An 18,287-nucleotide genomic window follows, 5' to 3' on the forward strand; every position below is an offset into this window, starting at 1 on the left:
AACACTCGTGGCGCCGGCTTCCTACAATATCCTGGCGAGAATACCATTTATTGTGTACTGTGTCACACTCTCCAGCCTGACTCAATGAGATTTATTCGATACCGCGCCATGAAACCCGGACAGTATTGAAACGCTCAACTCCTTTTACATACCGGAGCACACACAATGGGAAAAACAATAGCTGAAAAGATTTTTGCGACACATCTCCGTGACCAACCTACCCCGGAGAACATGATTCTAAATCTGGACGTGGTGATGTGTCACGAAATCACTACTCCTATCGCCATTATGGATTTGGTTGAGAAAGGCATGGATCATGTCTTTGACAGTAGCAAAATCAAGGCAGTCATCGACCACGTTACTCCCGCCAAAGATTCCAAAACCGCAACTCAGGGCAAAATTATGCGTGATTGGGCAAAAAGGCACCAAATTAAAGACTTTTTTGATATTGGCGAAAATGGAGTATGCCACGCGCTGTTTCCGGAAAAAGGTTTTGTCCGACCGGGTTACACTGTCATTATGGGAGATTCGCATACGTGCACTCATGGCGCCTTCGGAGCCTTTGCGGCAGGAGTCGGAACAACTGATCTGGAGGTAGGCATTTATAAGGGTGTGTGTTCCTTCCGGGCCCCAAAAACCCTGCGTATTAATATTACTGGCTCCTTACAACCAATGGTCGCTGCCAAAGATGTTATCCTGGCGATCATTAGAAAAATCTCGGTTAATGGAGCAACGGACAAGGTCATCGAATTTGTCGGGCCGGTGGTCGATACATTTAACATGTCCGAACGAATGACTCTCTGCAATATGGCTGTCGAGGCAGGTGCTACCTGCGGTATCTGTATGCCAGACCGGACTACCGCTGAATTCCTCTGGCCGTTTATTAAAGGTGAGTATCCCTCTCTCGATGCAGTCGTTGAGGAATATAAAGGCTGGCATTCCGACCCTGATGCGGAGTATGCAGCCTTGCTTAATATCGATGTCAGCGCTCTCGTTCCTCAAGTTACCTTTGCTTACAAGCCTGATCAGGTGAAAGACATTAACGAGATGGCCGGAACGCACATTGACCAGATTTATATCGGCTCCTGTACCAATGGCCGGATTGAGGACCTCAGAGATGCGGCAAAAATTCTGAAAGGACGAAAACTGGCTTCGGGAGTGCGAGGAATCGTTACCCCAGCCACACCATTGATCTACAGCATGGCACTTGACGAGGGTATTATAAAAATCTTCATGGATGCCGGGTTTTGCGTTCTCAATCCGACCTGTGGTGCATGCCTTGGCATGAGTGCCGGAGTCCTTGCGACAGGTGAAGTGTGTGCCTCAACCACCAATCGAAACTTCAACGGAAGGATGGGAAAAGGTGGAATGGTACATCTTATGAGTCCCTTCTCGGCTGCGGCTGCTGCGATAACCGGAGTCATAACCGATCCGCGCGATTTTCAAGAGTCGTTAGGAAATAACTAGACCATTTATAATACTGCCTTACGGCTCCACATGCCGTTCCAGGCATGCTTTTGGCCTTGTTATTTTTCTTTCAACGGGTTAGCTGACTACAGCAGCTTGTCTGTGCAAACGAAACTTATGCCCTTGCGGTACAAGAACTAATTATAGAGGTACTTGCAATGAAAACATTTGGTGGTCCGGCCATCCTTCTGGATAGAAGTGATATCAATACCGACGAAATAATTCCAGCCAAATATCTCACTGAGATAACCAAAATGGCCCTTAAACCGCATCTCCTGGAGGATCTACTCCTGGGTGGCCAACCTTTTGCTCCAGCGTCCGAGGTGATGCAACGAACAAGAGTTGTGATAACACGGGCCAATTTTGGTTGCGGTTCCTCTCGGGAACACGCTGTTTGGGCCTTTGAGGTAAATGATATTAACGTTATTATTGCCGAGAGTTTTGCCAGGATTTTTCGGCAAAACATGTTCAATTGCGGGATATTGGCAGTGGAACTGAGCAAGGATCAGGTTGATGCTCTCTTCGCCATGCGCGGAGATATTACGATCAATATAGATCTTGAGAAAGATCTATTAACGGCATCTTCAACCGATGCATCTCAATCAAGTCTAACGTGTACATTTTCCCTAAATTCTTTTGATAAAGAATTGGTTTCAGCTGGTGGCTGGTTGTCCTACGCCGCCCGAAAGTACTAAACTGTTGTACTAAGAAACCTAAAATAAGAACGCAACGGGCCGGGATCTTTTCCGATCTCAGCCCGTTGCGTTCTTATTCCTGAAGAAATGCTTATAATCCACAGTCACGCAATTCCTGAATCACCTTCTGCTGTTCTTCTGTTAATTCCTTGGGAACCTTGACACCTATCCGCACATAAAGGTCTCCTCGTTGCCCCAAAGGACCAATCGGTAACCCATAGTTTTTCAAGCGAAGTCGAGAATCATGGGTTGTTCCTGGAGCCACCTTAACCATAAATTTTTTACCTTCCAAGGTTTCCACTTCAAGCGAAGTACCAAAGCAGGCCTCGCTGAAGCTAATAAGCTTTTGGGTTATAAGGTCGTCGCCATCTCTTGAAAAGGTGTCATTAGATTCAATATCAACTTTCAGATAAAGATCACCGGGTGGGCCACCATTGCGCGAGGCTCCCCCCTGCCCCTGAAGGCGAAGTTTTTTTCCGGCCTCAATCCCCTTAGGAATTTTAACCGATACATTCTGCGGAGTGCCGTTCTTACGCAAGGTTATGGTTCGTTCCGCTCCATTCAAGACATCTCCAAGGGTGACGGTGATTTGATAGGTCATATCCTGACCTTTCTCCGGCGCACTATGGCATCCACCGCCACATCCACCCTGTCCGCCCTGATTAAAAAATGATGCAAAGTTATTGCCGCCACCCATGGTGGAGCGAAAATGACCAGACTGGCCACCAGCACCTCCAAAACCAAATTGGCGAAGCACATCGTTAAGATCAAAGCCACGAAAAATATCCTCTTGGGAATACCGCTGGTGAAAATCCGCGGAGCCGTAGAGATCATATTGTTTCTTCTTTTCCGGATCGGATAGCACGGCATATGCCTCGTTTATTTCTTTAAACTTCGACTCAGCCTTCTTATCGTCCTTGTTTTTATCCGGGTGATACTTATGCGCAAGTTTTCTGTACGCCTTCTTAATCTCCGATAAAGAGGAATCCTTTTTTACTCCGAGCAATTCATAGTAATCCATTGTGGCAAACCAGCAGATTTAGCTTTTAACAATCTTCAACTCCCAAGTAATCGTGCAACAGACGATACGAACGGATTGTGGTGCAGTCAATCAACTTTTGGGAGAAATATCATTGGCATTAAAAGCAAGAAGAGCGTGATACCCTTTCAGGTTTCACACTCTTCTTGCAACTGACAATGTCGGTGCTGAAAATGTGTCGGGCGAGTTACTAGAACGGAACGTCTTCTCCGGTACTGCCACCCATTATGCCTCCGAATGGTTCCGGTGGTAAAGGCGGTTGTTCGTAGCCGCCGCCACCATCACCACTGCGCGGGGTAAGATTTTGGACGGTTGTTGCAATAACTTCGGTGGTATATCGATCGACACCGGCCTGATCTTTCCATTTTCGAGTTTGCAGCCTTCCTTCAACATACACCTTAGAGCCCTTGGAAAGATAGTTGCCGCAAAATTCAGCACTTTTATCCCAAACTATCACTCTATGCCATTCTGTCTCATCCTGCATATTGCCGTCACGATCTTTCCATTTTCTGTTAGTAGCAACGCTAAGTGTGGCCACGGCGGTGCCGCTTTGAGTATAGCGAAGCTCTGGATCGGAACCTAAATTTCCTATAAGTATAACCTTGTTGACCATGATAGAATCCTCAGATGGTTAAATAAGTTAGCCATGTAATCGAATTTCCCTCGGCTAATGGATACTGCCAATATACGAAAGAATGTAGAAAGAACAAGATCAAATTTGTCGCCCCTAGACTCCCAACCGAGTGGTAAATAGACCAGCTGTCAACGAACAGAACGATCCAGCATCTTTGCAAGCCCACCCCTATCGGCGGGAACGAAGCCCATGACCTCTCGCCAGATCTCTTCACTTTCCATGCAAAAATATATACAGGTGGCCTTATCAGCTTTTTCCTTTAAATGCGAGTAGATATGCTTATAGAGACTAACCCTTTGCGGCCGGAAATACCTCGATTTGCCGTCAAGCCCGGTGATAAATTCCTGAAAATATATCCTAGACCGAGGAAATCGTTGGATTCCGATTTCTTTTAAGTGTGGGAGAAAACGCAAAGCTCCCAAGGATATCCAGGCAATCGACGATGCCGGGACTTTTTCAAAGAGCCTGTTGATCGTTGCCGTATAACCATCCTGCCATCCCTGATAATCGATGATCGGATCGAAATGAAAAGCCAGCCGATACCCCCAATCAGCACATTGCCGGGCAGCATCAAGCCGTTCCTCCAGAGTAGCAGAGCGTATTTCATAGCTGGCCATTATATGTGTGCTGTTCAATGACCAGGCTATAATTGTCCGGCCGTTATGGGACAGCCCTTCCAAATTATCGATGACTGCACTCTTGGTCTTCAGCTCTAGGACTGCATTGGTTTTTTGTCCAATAAATTCAACAAGTGGACGACTCAGGCAGGTTATCCGGTCAATGGCCAGAGAATCGGTGAATTCTCCGGTGCCAATTCGAAAAAATTGCTGCGGATTTTTCGCTAAAGACTGGGAAAGCTCGTTAAAAAGCTGGCCGGTATTGACATGAAAGGTCAACCAGGGTGTATTGAGATATGTCTGGAGAATACAATAAATGCAATCTATTGGACAGTTTGTCCCGGTATTGAGAACCTGATACGCACAACATTGGTATTCCCTGGTACCTGGGCAGGGTTTAAAGAAGAGACCTCGATTGTTGCAGAGGTAAAGCTGCTGCTTTCCTGCAGTAAGATTCCCAACGAAATCATCACCCAAATCGTTTGGTTTTTGCCGTTCCGGAACAACAAACCATGGAAGTTTTGCCCGAGCAAGAATCTCCTGGGTATAGTCAAGTTCGAGACATGATTCTTCTATATACAGTGTATTGATATAGCGTGAAGGATCTTTCCAACTATGGTTCTTCACCATTACCTCCCATTCTGAAAAGATTTTCCGCCTAAAAAATTGGCTTAAACAATCAGTGGTAATGCCAGGACATCTGAAGGCATTTTCGAGAAATTGCCAGGCCTGACACGGACGATACTTATACCAGTTCCACCCCCACTACACTATTTTTTTATTGAATTACTATCAACAACACTTACTTTACTCATTGTTTTTTTTAAATATATTATATTCATTAGGTGTGGCAGACTTTGCTCCCTATGCTGTATATTAAAAAACCTCAAAGACATATATCCCTTCCACTAGTGGAAGTCTTAGTTTTGCTTCAAACGGTTGACCAATGGCTACGGAAATACTCATTAACGCTACAAGCTACGAGGTGCGTCTTGCGCTTGTAGAGGACGGAAATCTCAGCGAATTTCACATGCAGCGCCCCACTGAGAAGGGCCTCATGGGGAATGTTTACAAGGGCAAGGTGGTCAGAGTATTGCCCGGAATGCAAGCTGCTTTCGTCGATATCGGCCTTGAACGCACTGGCTTTCTTTACGTTGACGACATATGCCTTTCCTCAGATTCGCCAGAATATAGTCCCTGCATCACCGATTGTGCTCTAGCGAACCCTCGTGCCCAAGGCAAGCATATCGAGGACATTCTCCGTGAAGGTCAAGACATTCTCGTCCAGGTCAGCAAAGATCCTATAGGCACCAAGGGAGCAAGACTTACCTGTCATATTACCTTGCCATGCCGCAATCTCGTTTTTATTCCTCTGACCGATCATATTGGTGTTTCACGAAAGATCGAAAATGAAGAAATACGTACCCAACTAAAAGTACTTATAGAAGAAATGCGCCCCCAAGGCTCTGGTTTTATAGTTCGAACCGTAGCTGAGCATGCCAGCAGAGAAGAGCTTGAGGCGGACATGGAGTATCTCATGCTCCTCTGGGAAAGTATCATTGATCGATCACTCACCATGGAAGCCCCGTGCATAGTGCATGAAGACCTTGACATCACCCTCCGGTCGATTCGCGATTTCTTTACCCGGGACGTCGATGCCCTGATAATTGACGACCAGAATGCCTACGAGAAACTCCTCGCCCATGTAAAAATCTTTGCCCCACTATTAGCAGAAAAAATCACTCTTTACGATGACAGCACCCCCCTGTTTGAAGCCAATAATATTGAAGTCGAGATCACACGCGCTATTGAGAAAAAGGTCTGGCTGCGATCCGGTGGGTATATCATTATTGAAAGTACTGAGGCCTTGTCTGTCATTGATGTAAATACAGGAAGATATGTCGGGAAGAGTGATCTTAATGACACCATTTTCAAGACCAATATGGAGGCGGCCATTGAAATAGCCTACCAGTTGCGACTGCGAAATATCGGTGGAATAATCATTATTGATTTCATCGATATGGAGGATGATGGCCATCGGGAAGAACTGTATGCAACCTTCAAAGAAGCTGTCAAAAAAGATAAAAGCCGAATCAACATTCTGAAGCTCTCTGAATTCGGCCTCGTGCAAATGACCCGCAAAAGAAATAGTGAGAATTTACACCAATTGATGTGTGAGCCATGCCACTATTGCGCCGGGGAAGGTATGATAAAATCGCGACGAACCATTTGTTACGATATCTTCAGAAAAATCACCCGTCACTCACGAAAGCATAAAGGCACGACCATAACACTCAGGGTTCATCCCAAATTAGCGGACCTTTTACATAATGAAGAGGAGTTGACTAAAGCGCGGGTTGAAAAAGAAATTGGTAAACGAATTATTGTTGCCCCTTCGAAAGATTTACACATCGAAAAATATGAAATTATCTGGCAGAAATAACGGATTCCCTTCATATACCCTTAGGTCTACGTTTATTTTTAGCAGACAAACTGTTCAACGCACTTCAAACAAACACTTGACATCCACATAAGGACAAAGCTTAGAAGATGGCATTAAGCACCAATAGATATATTGCTAGTCACACAACAATTTTTATTATTCTTGGACTTGTTCTAGGCGTTACCGGAATAGTTCTTTTCATTCTCTTTTTCGAGGGTGAACCTCCCGTTGTGAAGCTCGATCAACCGGGGGATCATATTGGCAAAAAAGGGGTTACTCGTTATTCGGTAACCGATGCGCAAAGTGGTTTACGGAGCATTACCGTTTGGGGATCACAGGGCGATGTGAAGAAGGTTTTGCATTCAGTAACGTTCCCGAGAACTTCATACACCGGTAAAATCGGACCTACAGAGGCAACAGAAAATTTAACCTTCGACACCAAGAAAGAGGGCTTTATCGATGGCCCAATGAATATACGATTTGAGGCAGTCGATTACTCCATGCGATGGCTGCAGGGAAACAAGACAATTATCAGCAAAGATGTGACAGTGGATACAGTCCCGCCACAACTGCAAATCCTTCAAAGCGAAAAATATATATCTCCAGGCGGAGCTGGAATCGCCATTTATCGTTTATCAGACAATAAAAGTGCAAGCGGTGTTACTATAAACGGTCGGTTTCACCCAGGTTTTCCAGTCGGTGACGGAAGAGACGATACTTACATCAGCTATTTTGCCCTTCCGTATGATGCGCAGCGAATTGAAAATCTGACTGTCTCTGCCACCGATCAAGCAGGAAACGAGACTACTACGCCATTTACTACTGTATTCAAAGCTGTTTCGCAAAAGACCGATACCATCACTATCAGCGAAAATTTTCTTGGCAGCAAAATACCGGAATTTCAGCAATATTATCCCGAAATGCAGGGAGAGTTTATAGACCAGTACCTCTATACCAACAGCACAGTCAGAGATCAAAATAATAAGAAAATCAGTGAACTCTGTCGGAATCCTCTGCCAATGCGACTTTGGAAAGGCAATTTTGGCCGAATGCCTGGCAGTCCTCGGGCTGGTTTTGCCGATCACAGAAGTTACATGTATAACGGCAAGATCGTTGACAACCAGGTGCATCTTGGTGTCGATATCGCTTCAACCAATCGAGCGGAGGTTCGTGCAGCCAATAAAGGAAAAATTGTTTTCGCTGATTATCTTGGTATTTATGGCAATATGATCCTTATTGATCATGGACAGGGGATTTTCAGTCTCTATTCACATCTCAGTCAAATGAATGTTGCTCCAGGTGATGAGGTTGATAAAAAGACTGCCATTGGCTTAACGGGAACGACGGGAATGGCTGGGGGGGATCACTTGCATTTTTCTATGCTCGTGAATGGTATTTTTGTTACACCGAGGGAGTGGTGGGACGAGCATTGGATTGAGGTAACTATTGAAGCCCCGCTCAGCCATTCTAAATTTTAATAATTACGTATCGTATCAAGAGAATTTCTTGTAAAACTGTGTGGACATAATGAACAATCGCGCCATCAAGTTTTAGTTTGATGGCGCTTGAGGGGTGTGCCGGGATAGGCAAGAACAACAGGCTATCAAGCAAAAAATATCGCTTTAGTCCTCGAAATCATAATCTGAATGCCCACAAAGGGAACAGCGGAGGGTTTGGTCATGACGGTCAAAGATCCATTGCCACCCTTTTTCCTTGATCGCGTCCTCTTCTTCGACGCCGCAAGTGATGCAAACCCATTTATCGCCCTCTGCTGTTTCAAACAAATGCATGGTTAACCTCTATAAATTTGACATATAATATTTTTCGGTCCATCTGTTGTGAGCTTAAATTAGAAACATGGCTCGGTTGTGCCCAAACCATGTACTTGAAAAGAACCACTTCTGCCCGATTTATTTTTGTGATGTTCCACTAGCCCGCTACGTGTAATGAAGATATACTCTAAGACACCACAGCTTCTCTACAGTTACCTTGCAACGGAAATGCTTGCACCGTTTTTTGCAAGTTTCATAATTATGAACTGTGTATTTTTTCTGGTCAAGCTTATCCCTTTTCTTAATTTTGTTCTTGATCTTAATATCGGTTTTGCCGATTTTGTTCGCCTCTTTTCCTACCTCTTTCCCAATATTTTTCTGTATTCCCTGCCAATGGCCGCCATGATGGGAGTGACCATTGGCTTTGCAAGATTATCGAGTGATTCAGAGATACTTGCTTTCAAAGCCAGCGGTATAAGTATCTACCAAATACTCCCACCGGTTATCATCGTCGCATCATTGATCGCCTTATTGACAAGCTATTTTTCAATTAAGCTTATTCCATTAAGTGAAGTATCAATGAAACAATTGACGTACCAACTTCTCAAAGAAAAAATTAACGAAGGTGTCAAAGAGCATGTGTTCACCGAAGCACTTGGTGAAGTAGTCGTATATATAGATAAAATCGACAAAGAAACCGGAGAATGGCAAAATGTCTGGGTTTCCGATACCCGTGGGGTAACAAATCCCGTCATCACTATGGCCTCCACCGGATCTATGGTTAGCAATATCTCCAGCATGATGGTGTCTATCATGCTGCGTAATGGAAGTCTTCATCGCCCTAGCAACGAAAGCGCCCAAATTGTAGAGTTTGAACAATATCAAATAAATATTCCCCTCAAGCCACCAACCGGAAAAGCAACGACCTTGAAAAAAACTGCTTTATCCATGAAGGAATTGCAGGAAGAAGCACGGATAGCAGTGGTCGCTGAAAACCACCGAAAATACTTGATCGAATACCACAAAAGACTCGTTCTCCCAGTCGGCTGTCTGATTATAAGTCTTATCGGACTTCCCTTGGGGTTACAAGCCCGTCCTGGAAGGAAGGCCATAGGCATTCAGCTAGGCCTTGCTATCTTTGTTCTTTACTACATTTTCTTTACCGTCGGTAAAACCCTGGCCGAAGAAGGTGCCCTGCCAGTACCCCTAGCGATGTGGGCGCCGAACACCATCTTCCTAGTTCTCGCAATCTTTTGGATAGTCAGAATCGCAGGTGAGAAACCTCTCATTCCTGACAAGCTGTCACAATTTATTAAAAAATTTTGGGACAAAATTACCACACCAATCACCGCTTTCTGGAAATCGCTGCTAAGCCGGCGGAAGAAAATGACCGGCGATAGTATCGTCAATTCAGATATCGGAGCTGATTTGGTGATTGATGAAAATGTCATTAAAGGTAACGCTAAAAGCCGGGTTTTTCATCTGCCAGTGTGTGAATTTTATAACTGTAAAAATTGCACCCTAACTTTCAAAAATGTTGAGATTGCGATCGATGCCGGTTTTGAACCGTGCAGATTTTGCAAAGATATCATAGAAGACCACCCGGAGGAGAGTGCATCGGAAAACCAACCGTCGAACCTGACTGACGAAAAGGAGTAACACCATGAAATTGCCCACTGCGCTTGAAATGCAAAAACTTGACCGTGCGGCAACCGACGATTTCAACATTCCGAGTATTGTGTTAATGGAAAATGCCGGAGTTGGAACGGTTGCCATGATCGAACGAGAACTCGGGCCTTGCGCAAACACCTTTGCTTTGATCTTTGTGGGTCCAGGTAATAATGGCGGAGACGGTCTGGTTATTGGCAGGCATTTGCACCAGCGTGGGTGTCAGCCGGTATTCTTCTTTCTTGTCAATCCAGACACACTCAAAAAGGATGCGGCAATCAATCTGGCAATTATAAAGAAACTCAGATTACCGTTCCATATCGCTGACAATAAAAAAAGAGTTGAGACTATTCCCGTTCTCTTACAGCAGTTTGAAACCCGAGGACTGCCCTGCTATGTCGTTATAGATGCCATTTTTGGTATTGGTTTGGATCGCGATGTTACCGATCATTTCGCGGATACCATTAACCTTATAAATAAACCAGGATTCGCGCAAAAAGCTCCAAGAGTGTCAGTTGACACACCTTCAGGAATTGATTCCGATACCGGCAAGGTTCTTGGCACCTGTATCCGTGCCGACTATACCGCAACTTATTGCTGCGCTAAGCCCGGCCATTTCACCCACGGCAGTTCTGAATGGACAGGCAAGTTAACCATTATCGACATTGGTATACCAAATGAGGCAATTGATCGTGCAGAAATTGCAACAGAACTAGCAACAATAGACACCTACCGACAATTATCGCGATCCTTGCGGCGGCAAAAAGCCTCACACAAGGGGACCCACGGTCACCTGCTTATTCTCGCTGGCTCACCGGGAAAAACCGGAGCTGCAATTTTGTCTGCCAAAGGGGCGTTGCGAACTGGCGCAGGCTTGGTTTCTCTCTGTGTTCCCAGTAGTCTTAACCCCATTTATGAGACATGCCTGGTCGAGGCGATGACCATCCCTCTTCCTGGCAGTTCCGACACCCTATCTGTTGAAGATTGGGATACTATTTCTCGTGCTGCCGCCGGCAAACAAGTGGTAGTGATTGGCCCTGGAATTGGAACAGGTCGACTCACCGCCGAATTGGTGATGCGGGTCTATGCAGAAATCAAATGTCCTGTGATTTTCGATGCCGATGCCCTGAACATTATCGCTGAATACCGTAACAACCTGCATTCTCCCGGCGGACCAAGAATTTTCACTCCCCATCCCGGAGAACTCGCCAGATTGCTGGAGAAAGAAGTTGCTGATATCCAGGACAACAGAATTGATGCCGCCTTACTTGGCAGTAGTCTCTTTCGTAACGATTTGCACGAGACTATCTTAGTGCTGAAGGGTGCCGGAACTATTATAGCCAATGGTGAGGGTGCAACCTTTATCAATACCACGGGTAACCCTGGGATGGCTACAGGCGGCATGGGAGACGTGTTAACGGGAGTAATTGGAGCGCTCATTTGTCAGGGCTTTTCACCGATGAACGCCGCGGTAGCCGGAGTGTTCCTCCATGGCTCAGCTGCCGATCTCCTGTATGAAGAACGTGGAGTTGGTTTTTCTGCCTCCGAGGTAGCCGATATGATCCCCTGTGCGGCGAAGAAGCATTTACTCGACAGGTAAATCCAAACAACGGCAAGCGACTACCATTTGATAGGCTGAAAGCCATGCTCAATGAGATATGCGTTGCACTTGACAAAGACCCCAGACCCCAAGAAACCCTTGTGCGCTGATAAAGGCGAGGGATGACTGGTGGTCAGGACAAGGTGTCTGCTGCGGTCGATCAGTGTGGCCTTCTTCTGTGCAAAAGCCCCCCACAACATAAAAACAACGTGGTCTTTTTTCCCGGATATGGTGGCAATGATATCGTCCGTTAACTGATGCCAGCCAAGACCAACATGGGAATTCGGTTGTCCGGCTATGACCGTCAGACTAGCGTTGAGCAGCAAAACTCCTTGCGCAGCCCACCGAGACAAATCACTCTCAACACTGACCGATCGTCCCTCATAAATGCTATCGTTAATTTCTTTTAGAATATTGCGAAGAGATGGAGGTACGGGAACACCCGATTTGACTGAAAAGCACAAACCATGAGCTTCCGGTCCAACTCCTGGGTGTTCGTTAAAATAGGGGTCCTGGCCGATGATAACTACCCGGGTTGCCGCAAGACTGGTTTGCCGCATCGCTGAAAATACGTCCTCCCTCTCGGGATACACCTTGGTTGGACGCTTGTGATCTTCGTAAGCCAGCTTGACGAGCTTTTTGTGCAGACCTTGTTGCATCAAGGGAACATTGTCCTCCCAAAGCATCGATTCAGACCGCATTTGATGTTCCATATCCGCCATTTTACTGCTCCGGCACAGAGTATCTGCTAAATATTAATACGCCATGCATTGGTCTTGTATGGTATTAAATGCCGATGACCGAACCATTCTTGGCCTTGTTATGCAACAATTTGATCGTTGCCAAAATATCTTCGGTATTGTGAGTTTTTGCTATTTTGGATTTGCTCAACACATATTGCCCCATGCTCTTGCAATAACACTCGCTCCCGTCAAGAACAAGCGGTGTGCCACCATTTTTCATCAAGATGGCCATACCCTTGTCGCCATCGTCCTCGTTCCCCGACAGAATAACACCGCAAACCTTCTTTTTGTACAAGGTACTTACAGAAGCGAGAAGAATGTCGAGGGGGCCACAATTGAGAGCAGATTTCTGTAATCGCTGTAAGGATAATTGAGCACTGTAGGGTTTCAAATGCATAAAATCATGGCCGGAAGCGATATAACAGTTTCCCGCTTCGATGTTTATTCCTTCCCGGGCCCTGATCACTTTCATTTCCGAGTTGGCATCAAGATACTCTGTAAAACTATTCAGGTGTTCGGCCTCTTGATGCACTACGGCGATCAAGGCCCCACCCATCTCCGGGTCAAGGCGAGGAATAATTTCCAAAAGATTGTAAAAGCTCCCCTCTCCACCGCCAAGTACAGTGATAAAGGTGTTTCTCCGGAAATGCGAGCTATCAGTGAAACCAAACTCAATGCTGTCACCGCATTGTGAACAGTTTATACTGCGTAACGGCTCGGATTTTTTATAGATGACCGTTTCACGATGTCCACAGTCTTCACAAAACACTACTCTACTGATCTCTTCACTTATTCCGGCCTGCAGAGAAGAGGGAGAAAAAATTGGCTCCCGCGCCTTGACTTTATAGGTGGCGGCCTTTCGTACCTTATCAATGAGAAGTTTTTTTTGAATCGGTATGCTGCTTTTCTGAAAGATAAAATCCTTACAGATGAAATCAAGCGCACCGTTTTTTAAAGTATCATATGAACGAGCCGTGCCCTCTTCGGTTAGGCTCGAAAACATGATTGTCGGAGTGGGCCGATGAATCATTAAATGTTGTAAAGCGGTCATTCCATCCATGAGAGGCATCTCAAGATCGAGGAGGATTACCGAAGGATTGGTTTTCAACACCATATCAAGGGCTTCAATACCGTTTTGCGCCTCTCCGATAATGAGAAAATCACTGCAGTCCTCAAATATATCTCGAAGAAATCTTCGAAATACCAGCGAATCATCAACTATCAGGATTGATAATTTCTGAGGAGCAGAACTGTCTTGCGCATGGTCCATATTGGAATCCCCTCGCCATTTTCTCGAATTCATAAAGGAATTGTAATGCGTTCCGGCTGATATAGATTGTGCTGTTTGATGTATTCTATCACTTCTCCAGGAACATCTTGATCTGAAAAGACGCCTTTTTGTAATTTCCCCCTGATAGCAGTAGAGCTGTAGTCTCCGGGTAAAGCGTTAAGCAAGTATACTGTATTCTTACCATTTCTCCCCTGCCAGCAATGCCCTTGGTCGACATAATTGAGCATCATAAGAAAGGTATATAGTTCCTCAATAGAATAACCTTTGCGTTGAGCAACAACAAGTGCCACCCGCCGAAGAATTTCCTCGTAAGATTTCCATGTTAATAAATCAAGAAAAGCATCAATGCCGATTATGAAAAAAATTAGAGCATCTTTTGGAAAGGTCCCTTCAAGGGCACGAAGGGTGTCAATCGTGTATGAAGGGGTCGGCAACTGTCCCTCAATGGTCGTGCAGGTAAAGCGATTTTCATTTGCCCCAGCTTTCTGGAGCATGGCGACGCGGTCGGCAAAGGATGCTATGGATGTTTCATCTTTGTGAGGAGGCAAAGCCGATGGAATAAAAACAACTTGATCTAAATTGCACTCCCTCATGGCCGCCTCAGCCAGGTGGAGGTGACCGAAATGCACGGGATTAAAGGTGCCGCCGAGCAGTCCAATTCTTTTTCTGCTCACTCTCTAACCTGGCCCTGGCCATATACAACAAATTTTCGAGTGGTGAGCTCCTCAAGGCCCATTGGACCGTATGCATGTAATTTTGTAGTACTAATTCCAATTTCTGCACCCAAACCGAGTTGCCCCCCATCATTTAACCGGGTCGAAGCGTTGACCATTACCGCTGAGGCATCTATCTCCGCAATAAATCTTTGGGCCGTACTATAATTTTCGGTAACAATAGCCTCAGTGTGCTTTGAACCATATTGCTGAATATAGGACTTGGCATCATCAAAATCGCGAACCACTTTCACACAAAGGGTAAGGTTGAGAAACTCAGTTCCCCAGTCATTATCGGAGACATCGATAATAACTGACGATATATCCTTGCTTTTTCGACATCCGCGTAACTCCACCCCCTTTTCAGTTAGGGCAGCAACTAAACGAGGCAGGTACTCTTTCGCAACATCCTGGTGGATAAGGAGGCCTTCCAGGGCATTACAAACCCCTGGTCGGTGAGTTTTCGAATTGACGACTAAAGGAATGGCCTTATCAATATCCGCATCCTTATCGACAAAAATATGACAAACGCCTTTGTAATGTTTAAGTACAGGTATTCGCGAATTTTGACTGACAAATCTGATAAGACTCTCCCCTCCCCGAGGTATGACGAGATCAATGAGTTCATCCTGGGCGAGAAGAATATCAATGGCTTTTCGGTCGGTTGTCGGAATAACTTGCACAGCATCACTATTGATGTTTTCTGCAATAAGTGCCTTTTTCAGGATATCGGCGAGGGCAAGGTTTGAGTTGATGGCCTCTGAACCACCCCGCAGGATAACCGCATTGCCGGTTTTTAAGCACAGGGCAGCTGCATCAATAGTAACGTTTGGCCTGGATTCATAGATCATAGCGATAACGCCCAAAGGTACCCGCATCCTGCCGACCTGCATGCCATTTGGCCGTTTGGCAAAATCTTCGATTTTCCCTACTGGATCTGCAAGAGCACAAAGTTCGTGTAAGGCAGTGATCATCGAATGTATAACATTGTCTGTTAATTTCAATCTCTCCAGCATTGCCGTGGAAAGACCCTTTGCAACCCCTATTTCGAGGTCTTTGTCGTTCGCACGCTGGAGAACAACCTTTTCTTGCAGGAGTAATTCGGCGACCTTTTCGAGAACGCGATTCTTTTTTAGAGTGGACACCGATAATAGCGATGCCGATGCCGTCTTGGCGCGTTGAGCCACGTCGATAATTGTTTTTTCAAGTATCATGGGGTACCTTCTGTATAGTAAAAGCTTGGAGCCGGGGTAACTATAAAATTACCAGATTATCGCGGTGCAAGACCTCATCACTTTCTTTAAAGCCAAGCACATCAACAATTTTGTCGGATCGCAATCCTCTGATTTTAATAAGGTCGGCGGAGCAAAAATTGACGAGCCCTACTGCAATTGGCTGATTTCCCCGGTCGACGCAACGAACACAATCACCCTGTTCGAACTGTCCTTGGATATCTACAACTCCTGAAGGAAGAAGGCTTTTCCCCTTCACGGTAATTGCAAGGCACGCACCATCGTCGAGCACCAAGGTCCCTTGTGGCTTAAGGACATAGGCGATCCATCTTTTGCGGCTCTGCATCTTCTCGGTACGCGGCAAAAAGAACGTCCCAACCATTTCTCCGGAAAAGAGTTTTTTGAGGATATCCTTTTTTCGGCCGGGCCCGATAAAAGAGCTCCCCCCACCGACCGATACCATTTTGGCTGCATGTATCTTGCTCCGCATTCCCCCAGTTCCCAAGGCGCTTTTGCTGTTTCCGGCCATCGCCTCAATCTCTTCGGTAACCTCAAGGACAGTATTGATGGCTTTGGCATTGCTGTCGGTTAGCGGATTGCGATCGTACAGGGCATCGACATCAGTGAGACAGATAAACATATCCGCCTCAATAAGATTCGCCACCAAGGCCCCAAGGTTGTCATTATCACTGAATTTCAACTCTTCGGTAGAAACTGTGTCATTTTCATTGATGACAGGGATGGCTCCGAAGTTGAACAGGGTTAAAATCGTGTTACGAACATTCAGGTAGCGTTTGCGATCGGCAAGGTCGGAATGCGTAAGCAGAATCTGGGCTATATTTTTCCCATACCTGCTGAACTCTTCATCGTAGTCATGCATAAGCCGGGACTGGCCTATTGCGGCAAGTGCTTGTTTGTCGCGCATAGTCAGTTCCTGATCGTCACGGAATTTGACCTTGCGCTTGCCGGCGGCAACTGCACCAGAGGTAACGAGAATAATCTCTCTACCACTATCATGCAGGTCGACAATATCCTGCACAAGGTTGCCGATTACTTCTCGATTAAGGCCTTCTCTGCCGGCAAGAATGGCGCTTCCGACCTTAATCACAATCCGTTTTGCTTTATTGAAAAGCGCTTGTCGGTCGCTTACCGTATCATCAAGATTAACCTGGCTATCCATATGTATCCCAATCGGTTCAGAAAGGGCCTCTTGTGTCCACCCAAATGGTTTTAATTTTTCTAAGTCAACGGCTGAACGATGATGCCCCTTTTTGCTTATTTCAATGAAATGTTCGCCCCGGAATCGGTTGTTTCCATTAACGCTTATTTTTCTCAAGAATCACGGCAATACTCTCTTTGAGATCATCAATGCCCCTGTCGGCTAGACCGGACACGCACACAACATACTGGCAAATTTTCAGAAAACTACTTTTCCGCTGATTCAGAGAGCTCTCATCTAAAAGGTCAATTTTATTCAATACCAGAATTTGGGCACGATGAGCAAGATCCTCTTTGTAGAGTGCCAGTTCTTTAGAAATTGTCTGATAATTTTCCTCATAATTTTCATCGGCTGCGTCCAATACATGCAGAAGAACCTTGGTTCGTTCAATATGACGTAAGAATTTATGTCCAAGTCCAGTGCCTCCGTGAGCCCCAGCAACAAGACCAGGAATATCAGCGATGATACACGGTTCGTAGTAGCGGTGCTGCATTACCCCCAACTGTGGCTCAAGGGTTGTGAAAGGATAATCAGCAATTTTAGGGTGAGCTGCTGAAAGCTTTGAGAGCAGAGTAGATTTCCCGGCATTTGGGAGACCTACAAGTCCAACATCGGCAAGCAGCTTGAGTTCGATTTTAAGCCAGAACTCTTCTCCAGGTTTACCCTCAGTTGCAATACGCGGGGTTCGATTAGTGCCGCTTGCAAAATGAGGATTCCCCATCCCTCCTTCACCTCCGGCGGCAACGACGAATGTTGTACCATCTGTGGCGAGATCCACAATGATTTGACTTGTTTCGGCATTGCGTATGACTGATCCGATGGGAACATCAATGAAACAATCTTTACCGCCTCGGCCATGCATGTCCTTGCCCTGACCGTGTTCACCTCGTTCTGCCTTAAAGTGAGAACGAAATTTGAAATCAATCAGGGAACGCAAATCTTTTTTTGCTCGTATGATGACGCTGCCACCCTTACCGCCGTCGCCGCCATTGGGGCCACCTTTTGGGACAAATTTTTCTCTTCGGAAGCTTACGCAGCCGTTGCCACCATCTCCGGCCTTCACAAAAAACTTTGCTTCATCAATAAATGCCATGCTTTGTCCCATTTTATTGCAATACATTAATCAACAAATCATGTACGCAGAAGAAAAAAAA

Annotated in this window: 16 protein-coding genes; 6 read left to right on the forward strand and 10 right to left on the reverse strand. The window is 45.7% G+C overall.

Going from position 1 to position 18,287, the window contains the following annotated elements; all coding sequences use genetic code 11:
- Window positions 1-165 precede the first annotated feature (165 nt).
- Both OEL83_12055 and OEL83_12060 read left to right on the forward strand, forming a co-directional pair.
- Window positions 166-1,467 (forward strand): 3-isopropylmalate dehydratase large subunit, encoded by a 1,302-nt coding sequence (locus tag OEL83_12055; protein MDK9707772.1) that lies wholly within the window; start codon window positions 166-168, stop codon window positions 1,465-1,467.
- Between the two features lie 158 nt (window positions 1,468-1,625).
- Entirely contained in the window at window positions 1,626-2,162 is a 537-nt protein-coding gene (locus OEL83_12060) for a 3-isopropylmalate dehydratase small subunit (GenBank protein MDK9707773.1), read from the forward strand.
- Window positions 2,163-2,253: 91 nt separating this feature from the next.
- Here the strand turns inward: OEL83_12060 and OEL83_12065 are convergent, their stop codons facing one another.
- The 3 genes from OEL83_12065 to OEL83_12075 form a co-directional block, all read right to left on the reverse strand.
- Window positions 2,254-3,183 (reverse strand): DnaJ domain-containing protein, encoded by a 930-nt coding sequence (locus OEL83_12065; GenBank protein ID MDK9707774.1) that lies wholly within the window; start codon window positions 3,181-3,183, stop codon window positions 2,254-2,256.
- 208 nt (window positions 3,184-3,391) lie between these two features.
- Window positions 3,392-3,814: a single-stranded DNA-binding protein gene (locus OEL83_12070; GenBank protein ID MDK9707775.1), complete on the reverse strand. Its 423-nt coding sequence runs from the start codon at window positions 3,812-3,814 to the stop codon at window positions 3,392-3,394.
- 149 nt (window positions 3,815-3,963) lie between these two features.
- Complete coding sequence (locus OEL83_12075; protein ID MDK9707776.1) at window positions 3,964-5,082, reverse strand: DNA photolyase; 1,119 nt, start codon at window positions 5,080-5,082, stop codon at window positions 3,964-3,966.
- Between the two features lie 316 nt (window positions 5,083-5,398).
- Between OEL83_12075 and OEL83_12080 the strand changes: the two genes are divergently transcribed.
- Window positions 5,399-6,895 (forward strand): Rne/Rng family ribonuclease, encoded by a 1,497-nt coding sequence (locus OEL83_12080; GenBank protein MDK9707777.1) that lies wholly within the window; start codon window positions 5,399-5,401, stop codon window positions 6,893-6,895.
- Between the two features lie 107 nt (window positions 6,896-7,002).
- Entirely contained in the window at window positions 7,003-8,373 is a 1,371-nt protein-coding gene (locus tag OEL83_12085; GenBank protein MDK9707778.1) for a M23 family metallopeptidase, read from the forward strand.
- A gap of 144 nt (window positions 8,374-8,517) precedes the next feature.
- Here OEL83_12085 and OEL83_12090 read toward each other — a convergent pair whose 3' ends face one another.
- A complete protein-coding gene (locus OEL83_12090; protein MDK9707779.1) occupies window positions 8,518-8,685 on the reverse strand; it encodes a hypothetical protein in 168 nt (55 codons plus the stop codon).
- 156 nt (window positions 8,686-8,841) lie between these two features.
- Between OEL83_12090 and lptF the strand changes: the two genes are divergently transcribed.
- On the forward strand, window positions 8,842-10,326 hold the full coding sequence (gene lptF / locus OEL83_12095; GenBank protein MDK9707780.1) for an LPS export ABC transporter permease LptF: 1,485 nt from the start codon (window positions 8,842-8,844) through the stop codon (window positions 10,324-10,326).
- A gap of 4 nt (window positions 10,327-10,330) precedes the next feature.
- Window positions 10,331-11,935 carry an NAD(P)H-hydrate dehydratase gene (locus tag OEL83_12100; GenBank protein ID MDK9707781.1) on the forward strand — a complete coding sequence of 535 codons (1,605 nt, stop codon included), beginning with the start codon at window positions 10,331-10,333 and terminating at the stop codon, window positions 11,933-11,935.
- A gap of 20 nt (window positions 11,936-11,955) precedes the next feature.
- Here OEL83_12100 and ung read toward each other — a convergent pair whose 3' ends face one another.
- The 6 genes from ung to obgE form a co-directional block, all read right to left on the reverse strand.
- Window positions 11,956-12,657 (reverse strand): uracil-DNA glycosylase, encoded by a 702-nt coding sequence (gene ung / locus OEL83_12105; GenBank protein ID MDK9707782.1) that lies wholly within the window; start codon window positions 12,655-12,657, stop codon window positions 11,956-11,958.
- 64 nt (window positions 12,658-12,721) lie between these two features.
- The gene (locus tag OEL83_12110) at window positions 12,722-13,948 is read right to left on the reverse strand and encodes a response regulator (GenBank protein MDK9707783.1); all 1,227 of its coding nucleotides are present in this window, start codon (window positions 13,946-13,948) and stop codon (window positions 12,722-12,724) included.
- Between the two features lie 29 nt (window positions 13,949-13,977).
- Window positions 13,978-14,643, reverse strand: a complete 666-nt coding sequence (nadD, locus tag OEL83_12115) for a nicotinate (nicotinamide) nucleotide adenylyltransferase (protein ID MDK9707784.1) — start codon at window positions 14,641-14,643, stop codon at window positions 13,978-13,980.
- Entirely contained in the window at window positions 14,640-15,896 is a 1,257-nt protein-coding gene (locus OEL83_12120) for a glutamate-5-semialdehyde dehydrogenase (protein MDK9707785.1), read from the reverse strand. The genes nadD and OEL83_12120 overlap by 4 nt, the downstream gene beginning before the upstream one ends.
- Before the next feature lie 40 nt (window positions 15,897-15,936).
- Complete coding sequence (gene proB / locus OEL83_12125) at window positions 15,937-17,094, reverse strand: glutamate 5-kinase (protein ID MDK9707786.1); 1,158 nt, start codon at window positions 17,092-17,094, stop codon at window positions 15,937-15,939.
- Window positions 17,095-17,230: 136 nt separating this feature from the next.
- Window positions 17,231-18,226, reverse strand: coding sequence for a GTPase ObgE (gene obgE, locus OEL83_12130; protein ID MDK9707787.1), 996 nt, complete (start codon window positions 18,224-18,226; stop codon window positions 17,231-17,233).
- Window positions 18,227-18,287 lie beyond the last annotated feature (61 nt).

The organism is Desulforhopalus sp. (genome assembly GCA_030247675.1).
Taxonomy (GTDB): Bacteria; Desulfobacterota; Desulfobulbia; order Desulfobulbales; family Desulfocapsaceae; genus Desulforhopalus_A.